Source organism: Rhizobium sp. 01T444, from assembly GCF_056398305.1.
The window spans coordinates 95,123-120,821 of sequence record NZ_JBFTPD010000018.1; the positions used below are offsets into that span (position 1 = coordinate 95,123).

Below are 25,699 nucleotides of genomic sequence, written 5' to 3' on the forward strand. Positions count from 1 at the left end.
GCGGCACTTGCGCTGACGTCTTTGATCTTCGTCAAGCAACACGGGATGAACGATCGCGGCGTCTCCGGGAGAAGAACTTGTCGACCTCGGTCACGAGAACGAGGGAACTCGCCATCAGCATGCTGAGACCCCATTCAAGAGGCGTGATCGGCGAAAGGCCAAGAGTTCTGCTAAGCCATGGCACGTACATCGCCGAGATGTGGATCGTCTGTGCCGCGAGCACGCTGATGAGCAGGAAGCGGTTCCGAAGGATATCGATGGAGAATATCGATCGTCTTTCGGAGGAGCATGCCAGAGTCTGGACGTTCTCGAACAGCACGAAGATGAGAAGCGTCATGTTGCGGGCTTCGAGAACGCCATATCCATGCGCAATCATCCACTGGAACGCCAGGAATGCTACTCCGCCGATCACGACCGTCGATTGGATGACGCGCCGGATCATCGTCCGGTCGAGGACGGGCTCGAGCGGAGAACGCGGCGGCCCCGCCAGTTCGTCTCCTTCCGGCCTGCCGCCGGCAAGGGCGACGTCTTGGATGCCGTTTGTCACAAGATTGAGCCATAGAAGCTGAACAGGGAGGAGTGGCATAGGCAGGCCGAACGGCAGCGCGAGCATGAAGAGCAGGACCTCGGCGGCGCCTGTTGCTACCGACATCAGCACCACCTTGCGGATGTTGCGATAGGCGGCCCGACCTTCTGCGATCCCCGCGACGATGGATGCGAAGTTGTCGTCCGTGACGACGAGATCGGCGCTTTCCTTTGCCACCTCGGTTCCCCTGAGCCCCATTGCGACGCCGACATGCGCCTTCTTCAACGCCGGACCGTCGTTCACGCCGTCTCCGGTGACTGCGACGATGTGGCCATTGCGGATCAGGGATGCGACGATCGCCGACTTCTGCGCCGGCTGCACGCGGGCGTAGATGCGGGCCTCTCTCGTAATCTCGTCCAGCCGTTGGTCGCCCGCTCGAGCAGCTTGATCGACGTCGTGGCCCGAAATGACCTGGCTGGCGTGAAAGCCCAGGGCGGCATCTCTGGCAATCGCGGCAGCGGTCCGCGGGTCGTCCCCGGTTACCATCACGACCTCCACGCCGGCCGCGCGGCAGTCTTTCATAGCGTTGGGCACTTCAGGTCGAACCGGGTCCTGCAGTCCGGCCAGTCCCAAGAACACGAGATCGACAAGGTGACCGTGTCCGAGGCTTCCGGCCAGCTTCGCGCCGACTTCCCCTTCGGCGAACGCGAGCCCCCTGAGCCCCCGAGCGGCCATTTCTTCCTTCTGCGCCAAAAGCGACGCACGGTCGATGTCGACGGCATTGCCCGCGACGTCCATCCGATCCGCCATTTCGATGAGCACTTCCGACGCCCCCTTGACGAAGACATGGATCCGATCGCTGCCGTGGTGGAAGGATGCGGCGTATTTGTGCTCGGGCTCGTAGGCGATCCTTGCCGCCAGCGGGTATCGGTCGTTCAGCTCTTCCTGTGCCAGCCCCGCCTTTCGCCCTGCTGCAAGAAGCGCCACGTCGACCGTGTCGCCGGCAGCCACCCAGAGATCGTCCCGGCGAACGAGGCTTCCTTCGTTTGCAAGCAGTGCGGCGCGTAGCAGACTGCGCGCCCTCTCGCGGACCAGGTCGCCGCCCAGGCCGCTCGCCCTGATCTCGCACCTGTCGAGATCAGCATGCGCGTCCAAGGCGATGTCCGTGCCGTCCGGCAGTCGAATTTCGGTCACTGTCTGCACGTTGCTGGTCAAGGTCCCTGTCTTGTCGGTGGCGATCATTGTGGTCGAACCCAGGGCCTCAACGGCCGGCATGCTTCGGACGATGACGTTGCGGGCGGCCATCCGCCGCATGCTGACGGCAAGCGCGACAGAGACCGCGATCGGGAGCCCTTCGGGAACAGCGCTCACCGCCAGACCTACGGACATCATGACCAGATCGTGCAGAGGGAGGCCTCGCATAAAGCCCGCGACGACCAGCACCAACGCTGCCAATCCTACGAAAACCGCGAGCGCATTCGTGAACTTCGCCAGACGGACAACAAGCGGGGGCTGCGACGAACTGGCTCTTCCCAACTCGGTGGCGATGCCGCCAAGCATGGTCGCGGTACCCGTAGCGGTCACGACGCCCTGGGCTCGTCCGCGTGTCACCAGCGAACCCGCGAGCAGCATGGAACTGGGGGGTTCATTCGACGATCCTCCGACGGTCCGCCCTTTGGCGACCGGTTTCGACTCGCCGGTCAGAAGCGACTCGTCGCACCGGAGATCACTTGCATCGACAAGCATCAGTTCGGCAGGGATTCGGTCGCCGGATTCCAGAAGAACGAGGTCGCCGACGACCAGCCGCGTGGCCTCGATCCGGCAAGCCACGCCGTCCCGGATGACCCTGGCCGACGGCTGCTCGAGCTTGCGAAGGGCGGCGGCCGCCCGATCTGCAGAATACTCCTGATACGTGCCGATGGAGGCATTGATCAGAAGCACGACGAGAATGAACAGGGCGTCTTCGATCCTGCCGGTCGCAAACGAGAGGGCCGACGCCAGCAAAAGGATGTAGATGATCGGGTTGCGAAATTGAACGAGGAAGACCTTCAGCGGCGATGGAGGCTCAGGCTCGGGCAGCGTGTTTGGCCCGAGCTCGGCAAGGCGTTCCTCGGCCTCGACGCTCGTCAGTCCGTTTGCCTTGGGCGTCGCGGGGGCGGGTGTCTGCGCCGTGAGATTCATGATGGGTTCCGGGCTTGTCGCAACGATTTCATTGAAAGCTCACGCGACAGCCTATGCACCCTCGGGCACGCGGCATTGACCGGGATCAAGGAGCTCAGATCGGATTAGATATGCTGCAGACGATTTGACGTGCATGGATCGGTATTCCGACGTCATCGCGTGTGGACGGAGATTGATCCGGCAAGATCGAAGGGCGATAAAAACGAATAAAAGCTCGGTACAGACCGCTTTGCAGAGAATGAAGGACGAGCTTGTCCGTCGGCTCGGAGCCATTAACGCCCTCCGCGCCCTCTAATGGGCAAGAAGCACTGGTAGCTCGGCCTTGACGAGAAGTTCCCGAGTGACGCCGCCGAGGATGAATTCACGAAGCCGGGAATGGCCGAATCCGCCCGCGACCAGGAGGTCCGCTTTTCGTTCCAGCGCGGCCGATTGGATCGCAGCGGTCGCGGTCTCTCCACCTGCCTGGATCGATACGTCTTCCACTTCGAATCCCGAGTGCTTCAAAGAAGAGATCAGTAGCGAGCGGTTCGCCGCGTCGATCTCCTTGTCGTCGGTGATCGAGATGACCTGCACCGTGGTCGCACGTTCGACGAAAAGGTGGGCGCCGGATAGGGCACGTGCTGCGGTGGCGCTGCCGTCCCAGGCAATGGCGATCGTGCCCACACGAGAGCAGACGCTGGTGGCAGGAAACAGCACGAGTGGACGGCCGCTTCCGAACAGCAGCGTCTCGGAAAGTTGGCGGGAGAGTTCCGAGGCCTCGACGATGGAAAGGTCGTGGCACCTGGCAATTTCGGAAAAGCGTTCGTACACGAACGGCTCAGTCGCCTCGAATCCATGGATTCCCACCTCGAAGCCAGTTTCTGAAACAGCGTCGGCGACGTGTTTCCCCAGCGAAGTCCCGCTGTCCCGGCTGTAGCCCTCTGCTTGTTCCCGCCATGTGTCAACATCGATAAGAGTGGGAAAGGGCTGATGAATCGGGGGGATCCGGACTTGCGGGATGCTGGCGATGAGCTCGGCGTCGTTCTGCCGAGCGAGGTCGATAGCATTGTCGATTATGGTGAAGGAACTCGAGTCGGGATAGGTCGATAACGGGAGATGGAACTGCGGCTTCATGCTGGCCTCCTGTGGTTAATCTGCCGTCATGATGCATTCCGCAGAGAGAGGCCACATTGCGCTTTGTCAAGGCCCCGGCGCAACGAAGCTCCTATGATCTTTCCTTTACTAAAACTGGAGGACACGGCCATGACGATCAAGCTGACAGAGATCAATCCCGGTGAGTGCTACCGGATCCTTGAGAACGAGCGCTTCGGTCATCTCGCCTGCGGCAAGGATGGGCAGCCTTACGTGGCGGCGATCTATTTCGCCTTTTCCAGCGGCGTCGCCTATAGCTTCACCATGCCTGGCAAGAAACTCGACTGGATGCGAGGGAACGACAAGGTCTGCCTTCACGTCGAGCAGCGTTCCGCCGCCGGCGGTTGGAAAAGCGTCGTCGTCGACGGTCGGTTCGAGGAGTTTCCAGACAGCGACCCGCGACGAAGCGAAAGGCTCCATGCTTGGTCGCTTCTCCAAAAGTATTCCGACTGGTGGGAGATCGGCTCCATGAAGCCCCACGAGCTCCCCATACTCGAAGGCTCACCGCATGTCTTCTACGGCATTGTCGTCACGGCCGTGTCTGGACGGAGCGCGATCAGATCGGAATGACCGTCGATGCCCAAGCCATCCTACATCTCACAAAGGGAGCACCACATGCCATATCTCCCCAGCCTCCATCCAAGCGCCACTTTTAACTTCAACCTCGCACCCATCTTTCGCGCGGGGCTCTGATTCAAGACGAGACCCTCCCTGCGTCGGTCAAGGTCACCACGGATTTGGGGTCTGCCGCACGACGGGGCTACGATACTGTGAATTCCTGGCTCGACTTGTCTGTAGCATCGACAACGGTGATGCGGTCGAGGTCCTTTCGGACTACGTTGAGAGCGAGCTGGAATAATATTCCAAGGTAGTGGCGCGGCTGTACGAGGTCGGGTCACGAACGTTGTCGCACGCGGCCGAACTGCGTCGTGACGTCGCCGCCAGTCAGGCTCTCGAGGCCGAAGCAAAGACGGTTGTGCGAAGCGCGCGACGTCACCGGGTCGTTCGCAAGACGAGCACGGAGCATGGTGCTCGCTGCACGACATGATCCACGACTGAGCCGAAGACCCGGTCGAGCACGTCGTCCCGGTGAGAGGCGATCACAACGAGATCGGCGGCGATCTCCTTTGCAATGGCGACGATGACCTGCGACGGGTTGCCCGCGCGGACTTGTATCGAAGCACGAGTGTCGGTCGACCGCAGAGCTTCCGAAAGTCTGGTCTCGGCGGCGGCCATCACCTCGACCGCCCAATCGTCCGGCGAGGCCGACGAGGGCAGGCTCTCCACCGCGTGAACGAGGTGGAGGCTTCCGTTGGCGGCAAGCTGCGCTCGGCCAGCTTCGATAAGCTGAATCACGCGTTGCCGCGATCCTCGGCCGATGGCGCAGACGACTGTGGTGAACATGTCAGTAAATGTCCTTGCCACACAGGCTGACGAACTCGGTGGTCAGTCCATCGCCATGCGCTTCCTTGAGAAGCCGATCGGCGCTCATGATGTCGAGACACATGGTGCCAGTGAAGGATTGCCGGAGCGCGCAGCAGAAATGGTCTCTCGCCCACGCCTCGCCTCGCGGCGTCGCTGCCGTCACTTCCCAGCGGTCCTCGTCTCGACGTCCGAGAACAAGGTCTGCGGACGTTCGCTCGACGGGAGGAATGGTTGTGGCCAAGTCGGTTGCTGTCTTGCGTGCCTCTTCTTGTTCGCGCATGTCGGTCTCCAATGAAAGAACACAAGGGGGCAAAACACCAGCATTTGCGGGCTTTTCCTTGGGTTCATTTGTTATTTGACCGGCATTTTCGCCGATCGGCTAAACGTCTATCTTCCGCAGGACAAAGATGTCCTTCGGTTCTCGAACCATGCTCCAATTCGTGATCCTGATGCCTCGGCTTCGGTCACAGAGTGGCGTTCGGCTCCCGGTTTCCCATTCTCCTTGAAGAGCGCAGCCCAGTCCTGCCGGGCTCGCTAGAACGACATCAGGACAACCGGGATATCGTCGACGCGCCTTCCGTGGTGCTGGTGCCGCGCGGCTCGTAGGCGCGCTGGTCACGCAGGATCTGGAAGGCGATCGTCAAAAGCTTGCGCGCAATCGCCACGCGCGCCTTGTTGGTTCCTCTGATCTTCAGGTGGTCGTATTGGGCTCGAAGCTGCGCATCTGTAGCGATGGCGGGAGAAACCGCTTCCACGAAGGCCCAACGCAGCCACTTTTTGCCCTGCTTGATGATCTTGCCGTGGAAGGTCTTGCCGCCGCTCGAATAGGTCGACGGCACAAGCCCGGCATAGGCGGCAAGCTTCTTCGGGTTACGGAAGCGGGATATATCGTCAATCTCCGCGTCGATCAGCCGGGCGAAGAACTCGCCAATGCCGGGGATTGTCTTCAACACCTTCACATGGGCATTGGCCTTGGTCATCGCCCGGATCGTTGCTTCCGACTGCTTGATGCGCACGTCAATGTCGCCGATGAAGTCGAGGCCACGGTCGATCTGGACGCGGTCGATCTCTGGGACGTTGACCTGCGCCAGCTGAATGCGGCCGGCCTTGCCGAACAGATCGCCGAGCTTCTTCAGCTGTGCCGTTTGCTCGGGATAGCGATCAAACACCGTGACAATGCGGTTCTTCGTCATCGTGCGCAGCCGCACGTAAAACATCCGCTCGCGCAGCGCGACGCGCAGTTCTCTTGCGCGTTCGCCAGGTGCCCAGGCCTCCGGCACCAGGTCGGCCCGCAGCAGATGCGCCAGCACCGTSGCATCGATCTTGTCGGTCTTGATCTTGGCGTCGGCGATCGCCTTGACCTTCAASGGGTGGGCGAGAACGACATCATCACAAATGTCGTCGAGCCAGTCGTACATCACCATCCAGTTGCGCGTCGCTTCGACAACCGCATGCGAGTTCTCGCGGTACCGCTCTAGAAACCCACCGAGCGACTGGCGATCGTTCTTCACGCGGTCGGATCGCAGCGTCTTGCCACTGCTATCCTGCACCACCAGGTGACTATAGGATTTGTGGTAATCCACGCCGATATGGTAATTATAAGAGGCAGTCATGCTTCCAACTCCCTTGTTGAGATCTGCGAAACCCCAACAGGATAAGCCGAAAGGCTGGAAGTGTGACTGTCCCTCGATCATCACCTGCATCTCAGTGATCCGTTCTCTCAATGGGCGCGGCCTCTTTCATGCCACCTCCTTTGGATGAGGTCGTGGCGCTGTGTCCAGAAGCCTATCTCCCGCAAGGCAATCCGTCTTTGACGAGCATCAATCCGGATGTTCGACCGGGGTCAAGCCAAGGTCGGTGCTGATACGATTACAGCGATGGCCCGTGCCGATCGGGGGGAACTGAGGGCGATGGTACTGAACAGGTGGCGCGGCCGCTCCGTCTCGTGGAGCGGCAGGACCCGGCAGCGCCGCCTGGCCAGCTCGTCGTCAAGGTGGTGACCTGCGGCGTCTGCCGGACGAACCTTCATGTCTGCGACGGAGACCTTTCCCAGCCAAAGCTTCTCGTTCCAGGACATGAACTTGTGGGAACCGTGATCGGAACGGGCGAGGACGCTCCTGGGCGTCTTATCGGTCGAAAAGTCCGGGGTACCCTGATTGGGCCACACCTATGGCCATTGCGCATTTTTGCGGAGAGGGCCGCGAGAACCTTTGCGACGAGCCTGGCTTCACTGGGTACACCATCGACGGCTTCTTCACGACGCATGCGGTCGTCGAGGCGGGCTACGCGTTCGAACTGCTTGACGACATGGATCCGGTGGCTACCGCGCCTCTTGTCTGCGCGGGCCTTATCGGGTGGCGATCCCTGAAGATGGCGGGCGAGGGAGGACGATCGGCATCTACGGGTTCGGCGCAGCCGCCCACATCCTCGCGCAGGTGTGCAAGCATCGGGGCCAGAGCGTCTATGCGTTCGTGCGTCCTGGAGACGAGGCCGGACGGAAGGTCGCTTGATCTTGGCGTCGTCTGGGCCGGGTTCTCCGGTGAAAGGCCGCCGGTGCCGCTCGACGCCGCCATCAATCTTCGCACCGGTCGGTCAGCTCGCGCCGATGGCGCTCGACGTGGTGCGGAAGGGAGGAACGGTGGTCTGCGACGGCATCCACATGTCAGACATCCCAAGCATGCCTTACCGTCTACTCTGGGGCGAGCGGCGGGTCGTCTCGGTGGTGAACCTGACTCGAAGCGACGGGGCGGAATTTTTCTCGATGGCGAAGGCGGCCGAGGTCAGATGCGTCACGAGCGTCTACGCGCTTGAACATGCAAACGAAGCTCTCGAGGACCTGCGGGCAGGCCGCATCACCGGTGCAGCCATTATCGTGCCATAGCCGCCATCCTCGTTGACGAGGATCAGTGCGGATCGGTCGGTCAAAACGGGAGCTTCTTCGTCAGGATTTCCACCGACAACCTGCGGCGCAGTCGCGAGGAGACCAGACATGTCGCTTCGTTACCCTCTCGCGGACGTCGAGATGGCGAACTCGCCCGACGATCTCGGCGCACGTGTCGTCATCGCCGAAGGTTCGGTCGCGGCACAGGCCGGCCTGCAGCCGGACGAAGTTATCGTCGCTGTCGACCAGCAGCCGGCGACGGAAGTCGGGCGACTACTCGCAATTCTCGTGAAGGAGCATGCCCGCGCTCTCGTCACCGTCGTGAGGAGCGGCCACCGCCTCTTCGTGGCCGTCGGCGTGCATTGTCAGTAGCGGCCCCGGAGACGGTGTACTGTCCGCTGAAATCCCAGCGTCGCTCTCGTGCTTGATGAAGATCAACGACGAGATTCTGCGGCTGCTGTCACGATCGGCATGTCCCAAACCTGAAGGAGGTTGTCATGAACGACATTCAACTCAGACAGAACATTCTCGACGAAATGGAATTCGAGCCGAGCATCGATGCGGCCGATATCGGCGTCGCGGTCGATAGCGGGATTGTCACACTGACCGGTCACGCGCGCACCTACGCGGAGAAAGAAGCCGCAGAGCGGGTGGCTAGTCGCGTGAAGGGCGTACGCGGAATAGCAGCAGATATCGAGGTCCGGATTTTCGGGCCGAAGGAAACAGACGACGACGACATCGCCCGGCGAGCTGTCAAAATGCTCGACTGGAACGTTTCCGTGCCAAAAGATTCGGTGCAGGTGCGGGTCCTCAAGGGGTGGGTCACCCTGCGGGGCGAGGTCGAGTGGCAATATCAAAAGAACGCAGCTTACGACGCAGTGCGCGATCTCGCCGGTGTGGTGGGGGTATCCAACCTAGTGGAGCTGAAGCCCCGCGTTACGGCCGTAGATGTCAAGAAGCGCATAGAGGATGCATTCCAGCGCGACGCCGCTCTTGAGGCCGATGCAATCAGGATCGACGTCAAAGGCAGAAAGGTTATCCTCTCCGGCAAGGTGAAGACATGGTCGGAACGGCAAGCGGCGGAGCGCGCTTCATGGTCCGCTCCGGGGATCAGCACTCTCGGCGATCGGCTGACGGTCGGATGATCGAATATCGGGGGCGGTTAGACGTTAGCCGCTCCCACCGCACTCAGCAGCAACGGCGCCGCTGAGCGCTCTTGCATAGCCACAATTTTTGAGATCGACTTGCGCGCAGCTTTCGTCTTCGAAATGAAATTCCGCACCTGCCAATACAGAGCCGCCGTCGCGAGCGCAGGGAAACCTATGTTGTTCTTGGAGAGCGACTTGGGGACGTAGGCTGCTGGGATCTTCCGCGAAGATAGATATCGGCCTCGATGCCGTCGGCGCAGCGGCAGCGCGATTGAGGTTCGGGTTCATTTCTCTGAATTGATATCCTTCAGTCGAGCAGAATCGCTATCATGGCTCGCGTCGAGCAGCAGCCTGAGACGGGTCGACATCTCCGACGCCGTGTACGGCTTCTTTAGCCAGCCCGCGCCCGCTTCGATCTCTTTCTCCGCAGCGTGGGGCTCCGAAAAGCCGGACGTGAGAAGAATTTTCACCCTCGGCCAGCGCTCGCGAACCTTACGGGCGAGTTCGTCGCCATTCATGCCGGGCATCGCTACGTCTGAAAACAGCAGTTCAATGTCGTGCCCCGCCGCCAGCACCTTCAACGCGTCGAGCCCGTTTGTGGCTTCGATCACGAAGTAGCCAAGAGCCTGCAGACGGCTGACCGTGACTCTGCGAACTCTCGCGTCGTCTTCGACCACGAGAATGGTTTCGGTTCCGTGAGACGGGGCGTCCTCGGCCTGCTGTTTGTCCGGATGGGAACCCTTTCCGGCGTCGGCACGTGGAAGAAAGAGACGTGCCGTAGTCCCCTCGCCAGGTTCGCTGTAGAGCTGCAGGTGCCCTGCGGATTGCTTGGCGAAACCGTAAACCATGCTAAGTCCCAGCCCCGTTCCCGAGCCCGTCGGTTTCGTGGTGAAGAACGGTTCGAAAGCCCTCTCCATTACCTCGGGCGTCATTCCGGTGCCGGTATCGGTGACCGATATGAGGACGTATCTACCGGGGCGGATCGCCGGGTACATCCCGACGTAGTCTGAATCGATCTCGACGCCGGATATCTCGATCGTTAGCCGACCGCCGGCGGGCATCGCGTCCCTCGCGTTGATCGAAAGGTTGAGAATCGCGCTCTGGAGCTGCGCCTTGTCCGCCATTGCGCTCAGCCGCCGTCCAGGAATGATCGTCCGGAGCTCGACGGAGTCGCCGAGCGTTCGCTGGACGAGGTCTGAAAACTCTCCAAGCAGGGCGCCGACGTCCAGCACCTTCGGAGCGAGAGCTTGCCGCCTTCCGAACGCCAGAAGCTGCGAGGTCAGTCTGGCGCCGTCGTCGGCCGCGGACTGCGCCTCTCGCAGCAGGGACAACTGCCCCGGCTCGGCAAGACGGGCCTCCAGCATTTCGAGATTTCCGCTGATGACGGCCAGCAGATTATTGAAATCGTGGGCGAGCCCTCCGGTCAACTGTCCGACTGCCTCCATCTTCTGCGACTGCCGCAGCTCGGCTTCGACGCGATGGCGGCTCGTCAGATCCCTGACGAAGCCCGTGAACGTCCGCTTGCCGCCGGCGATCGCCTCGCCGACCGAGAGCTCCATCGGAAAGGTGGTCCCATTCTTCCGTATGCCGACGACCACGCGCCCGTAACCGATGATCCGGCGGCGTCCGGTCCGAATGTATGAATCCAGATATCCGTCGTGAGCCTCCCTGTCTGGAGACGGCATCAACATCGAGACGTTCTGCCCGATGGCCTCGTGCGCGGAGTAGCCGAACAGCTTTTCCGCCGCGGTGCTGAACGAGGCGATGCAACCCTTGTCGTCTATCACGATCATTGCGTCGGGGACCGTGGCTAGGATGGACTGGAGGTGTGCCTGCCGCTCCCGCAGCTCGTCCTCGACCTGATGCATGAAGGTCACGTCGTTGTTCGACTGGACGATGAGCGTGTGCGGCTTGCCAAGATCCAAAGCCGTCCAACGTGTCACGATCGCCAGCCGGCCCCCGTCCTTTCGCCGGTGCGACACCTGTCCCGTCCAGAAGCCGTTGGCACGAACTTCCGCCCGGAGCTCGTCGACGCCGGCCGGCAACTGCGTTTCCAAGAGATCGTGGACGACCTTTCCGACCGCCTCCGCCGCCGACCATCCGTAGAGCTGCTCGCAGCCCGAGGTCCAGCGCTGGATGACGCCGTCGAAGCCGTGGACGATCAGGTTGGCCCCGTCGAACATGCGCACGATCCGGTCCAGGTCCGTCTCACTGGTAGCGTGTTCCACCATAGCGCGCTCCTGCGTCTTCGTCCTCGAACACGTCGTCCGGGTCTTCGTCGGCGGCGCGGGCCAGTGACGACCGGCTTGCAACCTTGAACTGATGCTTGTCCGCAGGCAATAGTATGCCCTTGGCGACCAGCTTGGTAAGCGTCCTCGACACGGTCTCGATCGTCATGCCGAGATGGTCGGCGATGTCGGCGCGCACCATTGGCAGACTGATCGCCCGGCCGTCCCGCCCCTCGTTCCGCTCCAGCCGATGAAGAAGGAAGGTGCAGACACGCTGCTCGGCGTTCTTATGCGACAGCAGGAGCATGTGGTCCTGTGCCGCCGAGATTTCGTCGCGAAGTTGCGACAGAAGCTGAAGCCGGAAATCAGGCACGAGTTGCAGTTCCTCTTCCAGCGTCCGCTTGTTCATCCGGGTGAAGGCCACGTCATCGATAGCCTCGCCTGCAAACATGTAGCGGTTACGAAATGACAAGCCGACCAGGTCGCCCGCGCCAAGGAAACCGATGATGAGGCGGCGGCCGTCGGGAAGGAACCGGCATATGCGGACATTCCCGCGGACGATGCGAAACACATGGCGGGCGGCGTCGCCCTCGAAGAAGATCGTGGTTCCCGACTGGGCAGCCTCGATGGTCTGGCGCATGAACAGGGGCGCGAAGTCGATCATTCCATGCGGCGGTGGCCGTTCGAGTGAATGGATGTTTGATACCGCTTGCATGTCGTGGCTCCATCTGCCGTTGCGTGGCCTGGATTTGACCGAAGCCTGATGACACCGGAATGCGAGAAGCGTAAGACTTAGTGCGATTGTGTAACAATCCGTAACAGGCGAAGAAAGCCGGAATGACGAGCGGAACTCTCAGACGGACCCGCATACTTGTCGTGGACGACGATGTCCGGATCCAGAGAATGCTTGCGCAGTATCTCGGCGAGGAGGGATTCGACGTCGACGTGGCAGGCAGCAGCTCACAGATGCGCGCCAGAATGGCGGGGACGAAATTCGACGCCGTCCTGCTCGACGTCGTCCTGCCGGGAGACTGCGACGGACTCCAACTCGCAAGGGAAATCCGTTCAGGTTCGGACGTTCCCATCATCATGCTGTCCGGCCGCGACGATGTGATGGACCGCGTCGTCGGTCTGGAGGTCGGCGCGGACGATTATATAGGCAAGCCATTCCATCTCCGGGAGGTCCTCGCCCGCGTGAGGACGGTTCTGCGAAGACGAACAGTTTCCAACGCACCCGCCCCCCCGGAAGCCGGCGTGCTCCGTTTCGCGGGATGGCGACTTGAAGTGGAACGGAGAGCGGTGACCAACCCGGCCGGGAACGAAGTGGCGATGTCGACGGGAGAGTTCGACATGCTGCATGTATTCGCCACCCATGCAGGGCGTGTCATGACCCGTGACATACTGATGGACTTGACGCACAAGCGTGGCCGCGACGGCTTCGACCGCACCATCGACGCGCTGATCGTGAGGCTGCGGCGCAAGATAGAGACGGATCCGGCCAATCCTAGCCTGATCAAGTCCGTCCGCGGCGTCGGATATCTCTTTACAGCAAGGCCGGAGACGGCTTCTGGTCAACCCTGACCATGAGGCCATGATCCCAGCGACGAAAACGGTCTTCACTTTCGATCTCTGAGAAATCACCTGGAAACTGCGCCCAGAACCGCATGAAGTCGCATCCCGCCGATCGCCTTCGCAGCGAGGTGAACAGGAGGTTCGCGATGGTCACGTCGTCAATGACGCTCGCCACCGCGAAGATCGGAATGTCCATCAATCGACCGGCGATCGGATGCGTGCCGATCCGGTAGACGGCCAGCCCACGCACGTAACCTGCCGGATCCTTTAACGAGACGAGCGTCCACCGATCGGCGCTCGCCACCACTTGCGCCCAATCCTCGGCAGAAAAGCACGGAGCCGCCACCTGGATTAGGCTGTAGGCGCGCAGCGCATCGTCCATATGGAGCGGGCGGACAAAATATTCCGACGGCATGGCGTTTTCCTCGTCGATCGACAGGAATGTTTGCATGGTCCTGCGGTTGGGGCTTTGTCCCAGGTCAATCCTGACTCCCGGGGCAGGGCCCGAAAGACAAAAGCCAGGGCGATTGACGGTGATCAAAGACGGCGAATGCAATCGACTATTCTATCTGCGCGTCGCCGCCTCTGAACGACGGCATTGTTGAGAGAAGGAGAATGACAATGGCAGATGCATCGAAACTTTCCGTAAAGACAGAAGCAAGGCCGGCGGCGCCGGTCGAGCGCTGGTGGCCCCTCCACAGCCTCCGGTCCGAGATCGACCGCGTGTTCAGCGAATTCGGAAGCGCGTCGATCTTCGACCGGGCCTTCAGCAGGATGCCGGCTGCGTTCTCGCCCGGCTTGCTAGCCGTCGACCTCGTTGAATCCGACAAGGCCTTCGAGCTGTCAGCCGAGCTTCCGGGCGTCGACGCCAAGGATCTCGACGTCACACTCGCCGACGGTGTGCTGACCATCAAGGGTGAGAAGAACGAGACCAAGGAGGAAAAAGAAAACGACTATTACCTCTCCGAACGGCGTTACGGATCCTTCCATAGAAGCCTGGAATTGCCGCGCGGCGTGGACAGCGAGAAGATCGAGGCGAACTTTTCCAACGGGGTTCTCAAAGTCTCGCTGCCGAAGACGCCCGAGCGGCAGCAGAACGGCAAGAAGATTACGGTCAAGGCGGCCTGACGGTCAACCCTCCGCTACGCCGAGGGGTGGCGTACGGTGGGCGGGGAGAGAGGGAGGGGGCGACGACCCCTCCCTCTTTTTCAGTTGATGCGGATGTAGTTCTCGACGGTGGCAATGCCTGGAACAGACCAGGCCGTCCGTTCTGCGACGCCGCGCTCGTGCCAGGCGTGCACACCGCCTTCGAGAACAGCCTTGTGGTCCTGAACCTTGACCGAGATGCCTCCAGCGTCGACTTCGGCACTCCGTTTCAGCGCGTCCTCGATCCGACGGCGGACGTCCGGCACCGTCGGGCACGGCCGTATCGTCAGCAGATTGAGGACGCCGACCACGCCGCCGAGCTTCGTGACGGCATGCTCGGCGGCAGCTTTCTGGAACTGCCAGCGCACCTCGCCAGACAATGTCACCCAGCCGTCGTCCACCTTTACATGAACCGGTCCGTCGGGGAGCGCCGTGTTCCAGGCGATGATGTCGATCGCCCGCGAGGCGATCTGGTCGTCCGCATGCTGCTTGCGGCCTAGGCATCGCACCTCAATCTCCACAGCCACCGCCCGGACGCCTTTCATCCGCGCTGCAACGTCCTCCGCCGTCAGCTTTTTCTGCATACGTCGGGACATGACCGGAGAGGGTCGCAATGCCATTTTCCACCGAGACGCCGATATGGGCGGCATCGATGCTGGGTTCGAACGCCAGGTCGAGTATGTCCTGTTGGATTCCTAGGTCCGTCATTTCTACCTCCTGTTGGGTTCCGAAGCCCGTTGGCCTCGCGGGGTATGATGCGCTGTCCAAAATTTCTGGTGTCGCGCTTCGTCAATTGAACCCGGCGACGGCCTGCATCTCCCCAAAATTGCCCGTCAGGCGAGCCGCGAACACCTCTTTGACCTTCGTCAACGTGCGGTCGTCCGGGGTGCCTTAAAGTGTCTGACAACACATAGGAGCTATCATGGCGAATCCGATCCTTCACTTCTACGGCGCCGCGGGCTCGGTGACCGGATCGTGCTTCCTGCTGGAGACGGCTGGGGCGCGCATTCTCGTTGATTGCGGGATGTTTCAAGGATCCAAATCGGAAAAGGAACTGAACTACAAGCCGCTGCCATTAGATCCAGAAAAAGTCGACGCAGTGCTGCTCACACATGCGCACATCGACCATTCGGGCCTGCTTCCGAAGCTCGCGAAGGCGGGATATGGCGGGCCAATCTTTGCAACGGCAGCAACGATCGACCTATGCACGATCATGCTGCAGGATTCGGGTCACATCCAGGAGTCGGAAGTCCGGCAGCTCAACCGAAGGAATCGAAGAAGGGCGCGAGAGACGGTGGAGCCCATCTATACCGCCGATGACGCCCGCAGCATGCTGCCGCAGTTCATCGCGGTCGAATACGGCGAGTGGCGGGAGACCGTTGGCGCCGTAAGGTTCCGTTACTGGAATGCAGGACATCTGATGGGTTCCGCATCGATCGAAGTCGAGACTCCTGGCGCCGACCGCGCGACGAGAATTTTGTTCTCCGGCGATGTCGGCGCGAGCAACAAGCTGTTCGAAAATATCCCTAGGGCGCCTTCCGGGGTTGATTACCTCATCTGCGAAAGCACATACGGAAACCGGGAACGAGAAGAATACGCTCTGAAGGATCGACGGGACCGGCTGCGCGAAGTGGTCGCGACCTCGAACAGCCCCGGCGGCGTTCTTCTTATTCCCTCCTTCGCTGTCGAGAGGACGCAGGAGGTGCTGACTGACCTCGTCGCCCTCATGGACGAAGGAGAGGTGCCGCGGTGCCCTATCATGATAGATTCACCGCTCGCGTCGCGAGCGACCGAGACATTTAAAAAGCATGCGGCCGACCTCGGACACGGCAAGGCGTTCCTTCGCGCGCTCAACGCGCCGAACGTCCGCTTCACCGAGACGGCCGAGCAGTCGAAGGCGCTCGATCTCGTCCGTGGCTTTCACATTATCATCGCGGCAAGCGGAATGTGCGAGGCGGGACGAATCCGCCACCGCCTGAAGAACTGGCTCTGGCGAAAGGAGTGCACAGTGCTGTTCGTCGGGTTCCAGGCGGCGGGCACGCTCGGCCGCATCCTGCAGGAGGGCGCGACCGATATCCGCATCCAGGGCGAGGAGATTCACGTCTGCGCCAGGATGGCCACGCTCGACGCCTACAGCGGACATGCCGATGCAAGCGAACTGGATGCGTGGGTTGCCGGTCGGCAACCGATCCGGAAGGAGATCTTCCTTGTCCATGGAGAGGAGAGCGCTCGTGAAGCGATGTCCGCCCGGCTCCCGAAGCAAGTTTCTGCAAAGGTCGTCTGCCCGTCGCTGGATGATGCCTACGAGCTTTCACCGGCGGGTGCACGCCTCATCGAAGACGGAACGCCCGCGCGTATCAAGCCGGTCGTGCCCGGCAGGCCTGACTGGAACAACGACTATCAGCGGTTCGTTCTGGACCTGTCCGATCGTCTGAAATCCGTCGCCGACGAGAAGGGCCGCGCGGTCGTGCTGCGCAGACTTCGACGCGCCCTGGACCCGGATGATGTTGCTGCGGTCGAAGGGAGGAGAGACGGCAATGTTAATCATGGATTGTGACTGCAAGCGCGGCGGAGAGCGCTTTACGATACCGACCCAGGGCGAGGTGCAAGGCAAGCTAACCGTCCTGGAGGTCGTCGCTATAACCTGCCTGAGGGAGGTTCTCATTTCGAAGAATTCCTTTGCGGTCGCCGCTTTGAAGAAGAAGGTCCTGCGGCCCATGAAGGAGCAGTGCGCGCCGTTCGGACTGTCGTCGGAAGACGAGAAGGCCGTCTTGGAGTATGCATGCGAGTTCTTCGAAGAGGCAAACAAGGAGCCAGCCGGTCAGGCCGCAACGAAGGTGGCAGGGAAATCTGCTGGGACGGCACGCTCCAGGGCTTCGGGCCATGGATAGGGTTGCCGTCACTTTCAATGCCGGGGCCTCCAGCCTCAAGGTCGGCGTCTTCAGGCTGAAGGAGGGTCTGGCACTCCGGCTGGGAGGCGGTGTTGCCACGCTCGGAGACCAGTCAAGATTCACCTTCCGATTTTCTGACGGGGACGAGGCCGTCGATCTTCCCTCCAGCACAGCGATCGACGCGCGGCTGGTTTCGCAGGTCGTCGATTGCATCGTCCGCAGAGGATTCGACCCCGTGGTGGCCGGCCATCGCATCGTCCATGGGGGACAGGTCTTCGATGGCCCCGTTCTGCTGGAACCCAAGGTCGTCCTCAGAATGGAAGACCTGACGCATCTTGCGCCGGTGCACCTTCCTCCTGCGCTTGCCATCGTCCGCGCAGTCCGGAGCGCATATCCGGACATACTGCAGACAGCGTCCTTCGATACCGCGTTCCATTCGTCGCAGAGCAGTCTTGCCTCACGGCTCGCCATTCCAAGAGAGTTGCATGACGCCGGGATCCGCAGATACGGCTTCCACGGTCTTTCCTATAAGTACGTCGCCGGCGAACTCAGGAAACACGATCCAGACCTGGCCGCCGGCCGTGTCATCTGTGCGCATCTTGGAAGCGGCGCGAGCCTCTGCGGCATGGTCGACGGCGTGAGCATAGACGCCAGCATGGGCTTCTCCCCGCTGGACGGAATTCCGATGTCGACCCGGCCAGGCTCGCTCGATCCGGGCGCTGTCGTCCACCTTTTGCGCAACAATTTTCACGACGCAGATAGTCTGGAGGATTTCCTCTATCACCGGTGCGGCCTGCTCGGCGTCTCAGGGAAAAGTGGCGAAGTCCGGGTCCTGCTGGAGGACTTCCATCCGGCGTCAAGAGAAGCCCTCGACCTCTTCTGCTTCAGGATCGCCGGCGAGATAGGAAGGCTCGCCGTCTCTCTGGGCGGAGTGGACGCCATCGTCTTTACCGCCGGCATAGGCGAGCATCAGCCGGAGATACGCAATGGCGTGGCCCACCATCTGGGCTGGCTGGGTCTCTCGTTGAGCGAGCCCGCGAACAAGATGAATGCGACCGTGATCAGCGCGAGGGAAAGCGAAATCGTCGCCCTTGTCATTCCGACCGACGAGGAACAGGTCATCGCCGAAGAAGCGATCGAAGTTATCAGCCGGCACAGGCTTTAAGGGTCGAACATGTCTGGACATGGCAGCCCACCGCCGACCGAGCGTGAACTCGAACTCATCGACCGCTAACTTCTGCGCGAGCCGCTTCGGCCGGTACAAATCAAGCCTCGCCCTTCTCGGACATTGGGGAACGACGCCCGGCCTCGGCTTCATTTACGCCCATCTCAACCGTGTGACCACCCGCTCTAGCGTGACAGCGGCGAGAAGAATGACAGAGGGGATCATGCTGCAGCCCTCAACGAGAGGCAGCTAAGCGTGAAGCCCGGTCCCATCGCCGTCAGGACGGTTCTCCTGGGTAGTCCCTGCGCAAGAAGCTTTTCGAGTACGAACAGCGCGGTTGGCGACGACATGTTGCCATAGTCCCAGAGAACCTCACGTTCCTTGTCGAGGGTTCCCTGGCTCAGTTGAAGTGCCGATTCCAAGGCGGTGATGACCTTGGATCCACCGGGGTGGCACGCAAACCGGTCGACGTCGGCAGGAGTGAGATCTGATCGGGCGAGTATGGACGTTACGCCCTTCAGCACGTGAGTTTCGGCGAACGGTGGTATCGCACGGTCGAAGATCACGCCTAGACCTTCCGGATCGACGCTCCACCCCATGATGTCCAGCGTGTCGGGCCACGTATGCTGGCCTGCAAATTCGATCTCGGCCAGACCGGCCTCGCTGGCACGGACTACGCAGGCGGCAGCCCCGTCACCGAAGAGGGCGGTCGCCACGATGTTCGCCTTCGTAAGCTTGTCCATGCGAAATGCCAATGTGCAGGTCTCGACGGCGACCACTAGCACGACCGAGCCTGGCCGGGATGCCGCCAGCCGTGACCCGATTGAAAGCCCGGAGATTCCGCCGGCACAGCCGAGGCCGAACACAGGCACCCGTTCGACGTCGTCCCGGAGACCCAGCTCTCTGCTTACCCTCGCTTCCAGACTGGGTGTCGCAATACCAGTCGAGGAGACCGTTACAATCGTGTCGACGTCGACTGCTGTAAGGTGCGCCGACGCCAGAGCCTTCCTGGCGGCGGACATGAACATCGCACACGCGCCCTCGATATGAGCGAGGTTCCGTTCGGGCCATCCCGACGTCTCGAGATACCACTCGATCGGCCGGACGCCATAGCGGCGTCGAATCCCCGAGTTTTCGAACACCCTTGCCAGCTTTTCGAAATCGTCAAATCGCGATGAGAACGCGGTGTGCGACGCTCGCGCAGCGTCACGCTGCTCGATGACATGTGGCGGAACTGTGGTACCGACGGATACCAGCTTGACGGAATGCTGCATAAGACTCCTTGCGACGGCGCGGAAAGACTTTGGTGTGCCGCGCGAGGACGAGAACGAACCATAACGTCTTGATCCTGCAAAAGGTTGCAATGCCGGCGAGCCTGATGCCGCACTTCGTCGGAAGGCTCCGGAGACGGCGACGCGCGAAGACGGCCTCCCGCGGCTTCGTGTCAGGCTTGATCCACGTCAATGCGCTCGGCGTGTGTTGGCTCCGTAATTGTTTTGATCAACAAGGAGACAGCCCGATGCTTGCTAGAGACATCATGACGACCCCCGTGACGACGCTCGACGAGGGACACAACGTCAGGGAAGCCGTCGAGATCGTCAACGCCAGCAAGATCGGCGCGGTGCCAGTGGTCGATGGCGAAGGGCGGCTCACGGGCATCGTCACCGAGGGGGACCTGCTGCGCCGGGTGGCGTCTTCTTGGGCGAGACGGGCGGTACCGCATACGCGCGACCGCGAAGATGCACTGGCCGACTATGTGAAGGCCCGAAGCTGGCGCGTCAAGGACGTGATGTCGACGCCTGTCGTCAGCGCCGCCCCGACGGCCACCGCGAGCCAGCTCGCAGAACTCCTGCAGGCCCACGACATCAAACACCTGCCCGTCGTCGAGAACGGCAGCCTCGCCGGAATAATCAGCCGTCGCGACTTGATGCGGGCTCTTCTCGATGTTCCACGGCAGTGCACCGCTTCCGGCGACGAGGCCCTAGGGACCGCCGTTCGTAGCCGCCTGGAAGCCGAGCTCGAAATTAAGCCCCCTATCGTGAAGGCCACCGTCTCCAACGGGGTCGTCACCCTGAGGGGGGAGGTCGAGACGGAGCTGGAACGCTCAGCGGCCAGGGTGGCGGCGGAAAGCGTCCGCGGCGTCGGCGGCGTGGTGAACAAGATCACCCTGGCTTCCGCATGGTGAGCCCCCTCAAACGATGAAATCGTCCCTGGAGTTTCCGTCATGTTTGTCAGGGTCATTGCAGACGCTGTCATGTCGAGGCTTCTCCTCGTCATCCTGATCCTCATGGTCGGGACGGTCGTGGGCGTCCTGCTGGTGAAACCATCCGACGACTCTCGAAGCGGGCGGGTCGAGCGCTCTCTCTCTGACCCGTGAGTGCGCGATGAACATTTGGAGCTCCAGGATTGGATTGCCCGGCCGCTTCTCGCAAAAGACCGGAAGCGCAACGGTTTCGATGCCCTCCGAACTGTTCGGTTTCATCTGGCTGATGGGAAGGCGTCATCAGGCGTTGATCGCCGGGCTGTCCCTGGTTCTGTTTGTTATAGGAGCGGCGCCTCTCGAACTCCAGCGCCGGATCGTCAATGAGGCAACCCAGCAAGCGTCATACGGGGCGCTTCTTTTTCTCGTATCCCTCTATCTCGCGGTGGCAGTGTTGGAGGGCGCGATAAAATTCACCCTCAATCTCTACAGAAGCTGGGTGGGCGAGAAGGGCACGCTCTGGCTGCGGGCGCGTGTTCTGCATCAGGCCGAGACGCCGCCATCAGAATCCATGCTCGAGGGCGTCGAGCTTTCGATTGTTCTTTCGGAAGCCGAGCCGGTCGGCGGTTTCGTTGGAACCAGCATCTCCGAGCCGCTGCTGCAGGTCGGCATCCTTGTCACCGTCTGCAGCTACCTGATCTATCTCCAGCCGCTGATGATGCTGGCCGTCGCAGCGACCTTCGCCCCGCAGATTGCGTTCGTCCCGATGATGCAGGCCGCGATCAACCGCCGGGTCGAGGCGAAGGTCGCCATCATGCGCGACGTCAGCGAAGGCATGGTGCATGCGATCGAAGGTGGCCAGGGAGAGGATCCTCAAACTTCGCGCATCGGAGCGATCTTCTCAGCCAACATGGAGATCTACCGCTACAAGTACGCCATGAACTTTCTCATGAATCTCATGGCGCAATTGGGCTATGTCGGCATTTTCGTCCTCGGGGGATATTATGTTGTCACCGGCAAGACCGAGATAGGCACCGTCGTCGCCTTCGTCTCGGGACTGGCGAAGATCGTCGATCCTTGGGGGGCGATCGTGGACTGGTATCGTGACCTCAGGGTGACCCAGGTGAAGTTCCGGCTCATCAGGGACGCCGCGAAGTTCGATGGCGCCGGCAACCACGAAATATGAGTGCATTTTGAGATTCCGCGCTCCCGCGCTGAGCGATCGCGCCTATTTTGAATGGCGCCTTGTTCGAGTGCGAGGCCGACGGCGTGATGTTCGGGGCTGTGAATGGTCCTCCGTAGACAGCGTCGTAAAGTAGAAGATCTTCACGGTCTCGAGAGCTGCTACGTAGAACAAGCTGATACCCAAAAGCACTGTGAGAATTTCGAGGGGGATCGGAACGAAACCAAAAAGCCCGCCGACCGCGGTGTAGGGGATGGTCACTCCCGCGGCACCGACGGCGATCGCCGTGCCGAATAGCAGCGGACTGGGCCGGCTCCTCCAGATCGGACCCGGCGTCCTGATGACGAGCATGGTCGCCAACTGCGTCATGAGCGATTCAACGAACCATGCGGAGCGGAACTCGTCCTGTCCGGCGGAAAACACTGCCAGCAGAACGACGAACGTCGCCAGATCGAAGAGAGAACTTAGCGGCCCGAACCACAGCATGAACCTCTTGATGCGGGAGATGTCCCAACGCTGCGGACGCCGAAGGTCTGCCTGATCGACCTTGTCCGTGGCGATTGCCATCGCCGGCAGATCCGACAGCAGATTGTTTAACAGTATCTGCTTGGCAAGGAGCGGCAGGAATGGCAGCACGAGCGACGCCGCTGCCATACTGATCATGTTGGAGAAGGAGGAACGGGGATATCCATGGCGAACTCCGTATGTGATTTCGCCGATTATCGTCTTCGCCAGGAGGACGTCATTGATGGTTGTCAAGCTTCGTATTTCGCGTCGAAAGTGCCTGGCTTGATCGATGTCAACGTCCACGCCGTTCGAACCCGGTAAGGTCCCGCCGCTCGATAGCAGCCGAAGCCAGTCATAAGCTACGGCGGGGACAGTTCGTCAATGTGACATGAGGACGGGCAAAAGAGGCTCGTGCAACACGCCATCGGTTGCTCCGCCAAGGACAAAATCGCGTAACCTCGAGTGTCCAAATCCTCCCATGACCAGCAGATCGGCGCCCAGTTCCAGTGCTGTTTGCTGAATGCTCAAACCGATGGATGACGAAGTAAACCGCGCGGCCGTTGAGCTTGCATTGACGCGGCTCGAAACCAGGATCTCAGCAAGGTGCGCTCCGCTTGGCTCCGGCAGCGGCTTTTCGCCCGTCAGGGATAGCACCGAAACCCGCTTGGCCTTGTTAATGAATGGATTTGCATCGTTGACGGCCCGAGCGGCGGCTCGGCTTCCGTCCCAGGCAATGACCAGATGGTCGATTGGGCCGGCAAGGGTCTTGTTGGGAAAGATCATGGCCGGCCGGCCGGATCCAAATATGACCGCTTCGGCGACAATACGGGTATCCGGAACGTCCGCGATACATTCGAGAATAGCCAGATCGAAAAAACGTGCTTCCGTGGCTGCCGTGTCGTGCAATAAGGGCAAGGCGGTTTTCACCGTTCGACAAGATAATTCAACCTCGGCGCTCGCTGCGAGGTTCGTTGCCGCTGAAACCAGCGTTGCGGCACGATCGCGGCTCAAAATCTCGGCATGCTCGATCATCTTCGGAGTATCGAGCAGCAAAGACGACCATGCGTTGGGGATGTGCGGAATCGCGACTGTTAGCGCGCACGCGTGAAGATGCGCGCTGTAATACCCAGCAAACGTTACGGCGTTCGATATGATCAATCCGGAACTTGAATCGGGATATGTTGCCAGAGGGAGAAAATATTGTGCCGTCATGTCCTGCTCCATCTCTCGCGGACCGCCACGATTGCAATCATCTATCTCCATTCGTCTCAACTCGGCATTGATGTAACGCAATTGCCGGCGCTCCGGCTTCTCTGGCCTCGGCACGGCGCCGCGTGCCAGAATTCCGCCTCTCCTTCGAAGAGCGCCAGGATAACCGGACGTTCACACCGGTGCCTTTCCAACTGGAAGTCTGCGGAAGTTGATCGTGGTCAAATCCTTGATGGCCGAGATCCGGTATTGAATTCAGGAGGACGTGCTTGCGACAATGGGAGCGCGAAGTGAATTCAACGACCGCCGAAGCCGCCGGGATACGGCCGAGACTAGCACGCACGCTAACCCTGTCGCACGCCGTCCTGTACGGTCTCGGCGTTACCATAGGCGCGGGTATTTACGTGCTCGTCGGCGTCGCCGCCGGGCGGGCGGGCATGCATGCACCGCTTGCGTTCCTGGGTGCCGCCGCAGTCATGGGCTTGAGCGCGGCCTCGTTTGCGGAACTCGGCACGCGAATGCCCGTCAGCGCAAGTGAAGCCGCCTATGTCGACAGGGCATTTAGACTGCGATGGTTCACGATCTTGACCGGGTTGCTGGTCATCGTGACGGCGAGCATCTCGGCAGCGACGATCAGCGCTGGTAGTGCTGGATATGTAGGCGTCCTCCTTCCGCTTCCTGGATCCTCGATCATCGCCGGCGTCGTGCTGACAATGGCTGCTATTTCATGCCTGGCGACAGCCAGCTCGATCACTTTCGCAGGTGTTATGACGCTCATCGAGGTCGGTGGTCTGCTCCTCATCGTCGGAGCGGGGTTCTCCGAAGGTGTTGGCCTGATCGAACGCCTGCCGGAGGCATGGCCCGGCGGCAATCCCACGGCCTGGGTCGGCGTGTTCGGTACCGCCATGATTGCGGTGTTCTCCTTCATCGGCTTCGAACACCTGGTCAACATTGCCGAAGAGATGAAGACGCCGTCGAAGACTCTGCCTCGCGCGCTCTTCGTGACGTTAGGGCTGACTGCCGTCATCTATGCCGGCGTCACATGGGTCGCTGTGGTCACTGTTCCTCCGGACGAACTGGCAAGGTCGCCCGCGCCCCTCGCACTCGTCTTTGAACGCCTGACGGGCATGCCGCTCGTGACCATGAGTGCGATCGCGATCATCGCGACGTTAAACGGGATCATCGTGCACATGATTCTGATCTCTCGGGTGATCTACGGCCTGGTCCAACAGGGAAACCTCCCCCAGGTGCTCGGACGCCTGAACCCTCACACGGGAACGCCGATCGTCGCCACTTTGATCGGGGCTACGGCGATCCTTGTGTTTGCTATCTTCGTACCGCTCGAAGGTCTCGCCAAGCTGACATCGCAGTGCACTTTGGGGCTGTTCACTTTGGTAAACCTAGCGCTGATCCGCATAAAGATGACCGAGACCATAGCGCTGCCTCCGGGTGTATTCATTTGCCCGTTCTGGGTGCCCGTCGCAGGTGTGATCGCGAGTGCCGCGTTGCTCGTGATCGACGTTGCGCTCATCGGTTAATCTCGCACTCACTACGTCAAAATCGACTTTGTCCTGGAGACGCGCATGAGCAGACTGCATTCGGAACATCACCTGGTCTCCCGCATCGGCTGGCTACGGGCTGCCGTCCTCGGCGCCAACGATGGAATCGTCTCGACGGCGAGCTTGATCATGGGCGTCGCTACCGCGTCCGCCGGACCCTCGCAGATCCTGGTAGCTGGCGTCGCTGGTCTGGTCGCGGGCGCAATGTCCATGGCGGCCGGCGAATACGTGTCGGTAAGCTCCCAAGCGGACACCGAGGAAGCCGATCTCGCGCGAGAACGGATCGAGTTGGAGACGCAACCCGAAGCTGAGTACGAGGAGCTGACGGAGATCTACGTCAAACGCGGTCTTACCGACGAGCTGGCCAGGCAAGTCGCGATCCAACTGACCGCAAATGATGCACTCGACGCGCATTCGCGCGACGAACTCGGTATCGTCGAACACATGGCGGCCCGGCCGGTTGAGGCGGCCTTGACGTCGGCCGTCACGTTTGCGGTGGGGGCCGCATTGCCCCTGCTCATGGTCGTACTTTCGCCCGCCTCGGTGCTGATCTATACCGTTGCAACCGCGTCTCTGGCCTTCCTCGCGCTGCTGGGCGCTATTGGTGCGAAAGCGGGCGGCGCCAACGTCTGGAGGGCCACCACCCGCGTCACTTTCTGGGGCGCTTTCGCTATGGCATTGACGGCGGGGATCGGTGCGCTGGTTGGCACCGCAGTCTGACGGGTAACTTTCCGCCCCCTCCTGCAC

Annotated in this window: 24 protein-coding genes and 3 pseudogenes; 15 read left to right on the forward strand and 12 right to left on the reverse strand. The window is 61.1% G+C overall.

Features of this window, described 5'->3' with window-relative positions:
- Positions 1-31: 31 nt before the first annotated feature.
- Positions 32-2,710, reverse strand: a complete 2,679-nt coding sequence (locus AC1DTN_RS23140; RefSeq protein WP_477922861.1) for a cation-translocating P-type ATPase — start codon at positions 2,708-2,710, stop codon at positions 32-34.
- A 288-nt stretch (positions 2,711-2,998) separates the two neighbouring features.
- Positions 2,999-3,820 carry a universal stress protein gene (locus tag AC1DTN_RS23145; protein ID WP_477922785.1) on the reverse strand — a complete coding sequence of 274 codons (822 nt, stop codon included), beginning with the start codon at positions 3,818-3,820 and terminating at the stop codon, positions 2,999-3,001.
- A gap of 129 nt (positions 3,821-3,949) precedes the next feature.
- Between AC1DTN_RS23145 and AC1DTN_RS23150 the strand changes: the two genes are divergently transcribed.
- On the forward strand, positions 3,950-4,408 hold the full coding sequence (locus tag AC1DTN_RS23150) for a pyridoxamine 5'-phosphate oxidase family protein (RefSeq protein ID WP_477922787.1): 459 nt from the start codon (positions 3,950-3,952) through the stop codon (positions 4,406-4,408).
- A 423-nt stretch (positions 4,409-4,831) separates the two neighbouring features.
- Here the strand turns inward: AC1DTN_RS23150 and AC1DTN_RS23155 are convergent, their stop codons facing one another.
- The 3 genes from AC1DTN_RS23155 to AC1DTN_RS23165 all read right to left on the reverse strand — a co-directional run bounded on the left by AC1DTN_RS23155 (position 4,832) and on the right by AC1DTN_RS23165 (position 6,876).
- Entirely contained in the window at positions 4,832-5,242 is a 411-nt protein-coding gene (locus AC1DTN_RS23155) for a universal stress protein (RefSeq protein ID WP_477922788.1), read from the reverse strand.
- A gap of 1 nt (position 5,243) precedes the next feature.
- Positions 5,244-5,543: a hypothetical protein gene (locus tag AC1DTN_RS23160; RefSeq protein ID WP_477922789.1), complete on the reverse strand. Its 300-nt coding sequence runs from the start codon at positions 5,541-5,543 to the stop codon at positions 5,244-5,246.
- Between the two features lie 265 nt (positions 5,544-5,808).
- Positions 5,809-6,876: an IS110 family RNA-guided transposase gene (locus AC1DTN_RS23165; protein ID WP_477922790.1), complete on the reverse strand. Its 1,068-nt coding sequence runs from the start codon at positions 6,874-6,876 to the stop codon at positions 5,809-5,811.
- A 297-nt stretch (positions 6,877-7,173) separates the two neighbouring features.
- On the opposite strand from AC1DTN_RS23165, the pseudogene AC1DTN_RS23170 reads away from it, so the two are divergent.
- The 3 genes and pseudogenes from AC1DTN_RS23170 to AC1DTN_RS23180 all read left to right on the forward strand — a co-directional run bounded on the left by AC1DTN_RS23170 (position 7,174) and on the right by AC1DTN_RS23180 (position 9,289).
- A pseudogene (locus AC1DTN_RS23170) lies at positions 7,174-8,144 on the forward strand (zinc-binding alcohol dehydrogenase family protein).
- Between the two features lie 108 nt (positions 8,145-8,252).
- On the forward strand, positions 8,253-8,516 hold the full coding sequence (locus AC1DTN_RS23175) for a PDZ domain-containing protein (protein WP_477922791.1): 264 nt from the start codon (positions 8,253-8,255) through the stop codon (positions 8,514-8,516).
- Positions 8,517-8,641: 125 nt separating this feature from the next.
- Positions 8,642-9,289 carry a BON domain-containing protein gene (locus AC1DTN_RS23180; RefSeq protein WP_477922792.1) on the forward strand — a complete coding sequence of 216 codons (648 nt, stop codon included), beginning with the start codon at positions 8,642-8,644 and terminating at the stop codon, positions 9,287-9,289.
- Between the two features lie 287 nt (positions 9,290-9,576).
- On the opposite strand, the gene AC1DTN_RS23185 is transcribed toward AC1DTN_RS23180, so the two are convergent.
- A complete protein-coding gene (locus tag AC1DTN_RS23185; RefSeq protein ID WP_477922793.1) occupies positions 9,577-11,523 on the reverse strand; it encodes a hybrid sensor histidine kinase/response regulator in 1,947 nt (648 codons plus the stop codon).
- Complete coding sequence (locus tag AC1DTN_RS23190) at positions 11,501-12,235, reverse strand: helix-turn-helix domain-containing protein (protein ID WP_477922795.1); 735 nt, start codon at positions 12,233-12,235, stop codon at positions 11,501-11,503. The genes AC1DTN_RS23185 and AC1DTN_RS23190 overlap by 23 nt, the downstream gene beginning before the upstream one ends.
- A gap of 122 nt (positions 12,236-12,357) precedes the next feature.
- Here AC1DTN_RS23190 and AC1DTN_RS23195 point away from each other — a divergent pair, with 122 nt between their 5' ends.
- Positions 12,358-13,101, forward strand: coding sequence for a response regulator (locus AC1DTN_RS23195; RefSeq protein ID WP_477922797.1), 744 nt, complete (start codon positions 12,358-12,360; stop codon positions 13,099-13,101).
- On the opposite strand, the gene AC1DTN_RS23200 is transcribed toward AC1DTN_RS23195, so the two are convergent.
- The gene (locus AC1DTN_RS23200; RefSeq protein ID WP_477922798.1) at positions 13,064-13,507 is read right to left on the reverse strand and encodes a hypothetical protein; all 444 of its coding nucleotides are present in this window, start codon (positions 13,505-13,507) and stop codon (positions 13,064-13,066) included. The genes AC1DTN_RS23195 and AC1DTN_RS23200 overlap by 38 nt on opposite strands.
- Positions 13,508-13,707: 200 nt before the next feature.
- Between AC1DTN_RS23200 and AC1DTN_RS23205 the strand changes: the two genes are divergently transcribed.
- Positions 13,708-14,220: an Hsp20/alpha crystallin family protein gene (locus tag AC1DTN_RS23205; RefSeq protein WP_477922800.1), complete on the forward strand. Its 513-nt coding sequence runs from the start codon at positions 13,708-13,710 to the stop codon at positions 14,218-14,220.
- Between the two features lie 80 nt (positions 14,221-14,300).
- Here AC1DTN_RS23205 and AC1DTN_RS23210 read toward each other — a convergent pair.
- Positions 14,301-14,946: pseudogene (locus tag AC1DTN_RS23210) on the reverse strand (BON domain-containing protein).
- Between the two features lie 214 nt (positions 14,947-15,160).
- On the opposite strand from AC1DTN_RS23210, the gene AC1DTN_RS23215 reads away from it, so the two are divergent.
- From AC1DTN_RS23215 to AC1DTN_RS23230, 4 genes and pseudogenes are all read left to right on the forward strand, one after another.
- Positions 15,161-16,795 (forward strand): MBL fold metallo-hydrolase, encoded by a 1,635-nt coding sequence (locus tag AC1DTN_RS23215; RefSeq protein WP_477922802.1) that lies wholly within the window; start codon positions 15,161-15,163, stop codon positions 16,793-16,795.
- The gene (locus AC1DTN_RS23220; RefSeq protein ID WP_477922804.1) at positions 16,776-17,129 is read left to right on the forward strand and encodes a hypothetical protein; all 354 of its coding nucleotides are present in this window, start codon (positions 16,776-16,778) and stop codon (positions 17,127-17,129) included. The genes AC1DTN_RS23215 and AC1DTN_RS23220 overlap by 20 nt, the downstream gene beginning before the upstream one ends.
- Entirely contained in the window at positions 17,122-18,294 is a 1,173-nt protein-coding gene (locus AC1DTN_RS23225) for an acetate/propionate family kinase (protein WP_477922805.1), read from the forward strand. The genes AC1DTN_RS23220 and AC1DTN_RS23225 overlap by 8 nt, the downstream gene beginning before the upstream one ends.
- A gap of 69 nt (positions 18,295-18,363) precedes the next feature.
- Positions 18,364-18,469: pseudogene (locus AC1DTN_RS23230) on the forward strand (phosphoketolase family protein); the annotation flags it as partial.
- 46 nt (positions 18,470-18,515) lie between these two features.
- Here the strand turns inward: AC1DTN_RS23230 and AC1DTN_RS23235 are convergent.
- Entirely contained in the window at positions 18,516-19,568 is a 1,053-nt protein-coding gene (locus tag AC1DTN_RS23235) for a type III polyketide synthase (protein WP_477922807.1), read from the reverse strand.
- Positions 19,569-19,831: 263 nt separating this feature from the next.
- On the opposite strand from AC1DTN_RS23235, the gene AC1DTN_RS23240 reads away from it, so the two are divergent.
- From AC1DTN_RS23240 to AC1DTN_RS23250, 3 genes are all read left to right on the forward strand, one after another.
- On the forward strand, positions 19,832-20,479 hold the full coding sequence (locus AC1DTN_RS23240; protein WP_477922808.1) for a CBS domain-containing protein: 648 nt from the start codon (positions 19,832-19,834) through the stop codon (positions 20,477-20,479).
- Between the two features lie 39 nt (positions 20,480-20,518).
- Positions 20,519-20,671 carry a hypothetical protein gene (locus AC1DTN_RS23245; protein ID WP_018073256.1) on the forward strand — a complete coding sequence of 51 codons (153 nt, stop codon included), beginning with the start codon at positions 20,519-20,521 and terminating at the stop codon, positions 20,669-20,671.
- Positions 20,672-20,750: 79 nt separating this feature from the next.
- Positions 20,751-21,680: an ABC transporter ATP-binding protein gene (locus AC1DTN_RS23250; RefSeq protein ID WP_477922863.1), complete on the forward strand. Its 930-nt coding sequence runs from the start codon at positions 20,751-20,753 to the stop codon at positions 21,678-21,680.
- 42 nt (positions 21,681-21,722) lie between these two features.
- Here the strand turns inward: AC1DTN_RS23250 and AC1DTN_RS23255 are convergent, their stop codons facing one another.
- Positions 21,723-22,331 carry a cation transporting ATPase C-terminal domain-containing protein gene (locus AC1DTN_RS23255; RefSeq protein ID WP_477922809.1) on the reverse strand — a complete coding sequence of 203 codons (609 nt, stop codon included), beginning with the start codon at positions 22,329-22,331 and terminating at the stop codon, positions 21,723-21,725.
- Between the two features lie 231 nt (positions 22,332-22,562).
- Positions 22,563-23,447, reverse strand: a complete 885-nt coding sequence (locus AC1DTN_RS23260) for a universal stress protein (RefSeq protein WP_477922865.1) — start codon at positions 23,445-23,447, stop codon at positions 22,563-22,565.
- Positions 23,448-23,662: 215 nt separating this feature from the next.
- On the opposite strand from AC1DTN_RS23260, the gene AC1DTN_RS23265 reads away from it, so the two are divergent.
- On the forward strand, positions 23,663-24,931 hold the full coding sequence (locus AC1DTN_RS23265) for an APC family permease (RefSeq protein WP_477922810.1): 1,269 nt from the start codon (positions 23,663-23,665) through the stop codon (positions 24,929-24,931).
- Between the two features lie 45 nt (positions 24,932-24,976).
- Complete coding sequence (locus AC1DTN_RS23270) at positions 24,977-25,672, forward strand: VIT1/CCC1 transporter family protein (RefSeq protein WP_113546157.1); 696 nt, start codon at positions 24,977-24,979, stop codon at positions 25,670-25,672.
- Positions 25,673-25,699 lie beyond the last annotated feature (27 nt).

Bases quoted from the DNA above. Each gene is read 5' to 3' on its own strand.
- AC1DTN_RS23240 (WP_477922808.1), top strand. From the start codon at position 19,832: ATGACGACCCCCGTGACGACGCTCGACGAGGGACACAACGTCAGGGAA.
- AC1DTN_RS23250 (WP_477922863.1), top strand. From the start codon at position 20,751: ATGCCCTCCGAACTGTTCGGTTTCATCTGGCTGATGGGAAGGCGTCAT.
- AC1DTN_RS23175 (WP_477922791.1), top strand. From the start codon at position 8,253: ATGTCGCTTCGTTACCCTCTCGCGGACGTCGAGATGGCGAACTCGCCC.
- AC1DTN_RS23255 (WP_477922809.1), bottom strand. From the start codon at position 22,331: ATGGCAGCGGCGTCGCTCGTGCTGCCATTCCTGCCGCTCCTTGCCAAG.
- AC1DTN_RS23150 (WP_477922787.1), top strand. From the start codon at position 3,950: ATGACGATCAAGCTGACAGAGATCAATCCCGGTGAGTGCTACCGGATC.
- AC1DTN_RS23225 (WP_477922805.1), top strand. From the start codon at position 17,122: ATGGATAGGGTTGCCGTCACTTTCAATGCCGGGGCCTCCAGCCTCAAG.
- AC1DTN_RS23200 (WP_477922798.1), bottom strand. From the start codon at position 13,507: ATGCCGTCGGAATATTTTGTCCGCCCGCTCCATATGGACGATGCGCTG.
- AC1DTN_RS23215 (WP_477922802.1), top strand. From the start codon at position 15,161: ATGGCGAATCCGATCCTTCACTTCTACGGCGCCGCGGGCTCGGTGACC.
- AC1DTN_RS23205 (WP_477922800.1), top strand. From the start codon at position 13,708: ATGACAATGGCAGATGCATCGAAACTTTCCGTAAAGACAGAAGCAAGG.
- AC1DTN_RS23190 (WP_477922795.1), bottom strand. From the start codon at position 12,235: ATGCAAGCGGTATCAAACATCCATTCACTCGAACGGCCACCGCCGCAT.
- AC1DTN_RS23220 (WP_477922804.1), top strand. From the start codon at position 16,776: ATGTTAATCATGGATTGTGACTGCAAGCGCGGCGGAGAGCGCTTTACG.
- AC1DTN_RS23160 (WP_477922789.1), bottom strand. From the start codon at position 5,543: ATGCGCGAACAAGAAGAGGCACGCAAGACAGCAACCGACTTGGCCACA.
- AC1DTN_RS23270 (WP_113546157.1), top strand. From the start codon at position 24,977: ATGAGCAGACTGCATTCGGAACATCACCTGGTCTCCCGCATCGGCTGG.
- AC1DTN_RS23155 (WP_477922788.1), bottom strand. From the start codon at position 5,242: ATGTTCACCACAGTCGTCTGCGCCATCGGCCGAGGATCGCGGCAACGC.
- AC1DTN_RS23145 (WP_477922785.1), bottom strand. From the start codon at position 3,820: ATGAAGCCGCAGTTCCATCTCCCGTTATCGACCTATCCCGACTCGAGT.
- AC1DTN_RS23260 (WP_477922865.1), bottom strand. From the start codon at position 23,447: ATGGAGATAGATGATTGCAATCGTGGCGGTCCGCGAGAGATGGAGCAG.
- AC1DTN_RS23180 (WP_477922792.1), top strand. From the start codon at position 8,642: ATGAACGACATTCAACTCAGACAGAACATTCTCGACGAAATGGAATTC.
- AC1DTN_RS23185 (WP_477922793.1), bottom strand. From the start codon at position 11,523: ATGGTGGAACACGCTACCAGTGAGACGGACCTGGACCGGATCGTGCGC.
- AC1DTN_RS23235 (WP_477922807.1), bottom strand. From the start codon at position 19,568: ATGCAGCATTCCGTCAAGCTGGTATCCGTCGGTACCACAGTTCCGCCA.
- AC1DTN_RS23245 (WP_018073256.1), top strand. From the start codon at position 20,519: ATGTTTGTCAGGGTCATTGCAGACGCTGTCATGTCGAGGCTTCTCCTC.
- AC1DTN_RS23195 (WP_477922797.1), top strand. From the start codon at position 12,358: ATGACGAGCGGAACTCTCAGACGGACCCGCATACTTGTCGTGGACGAC.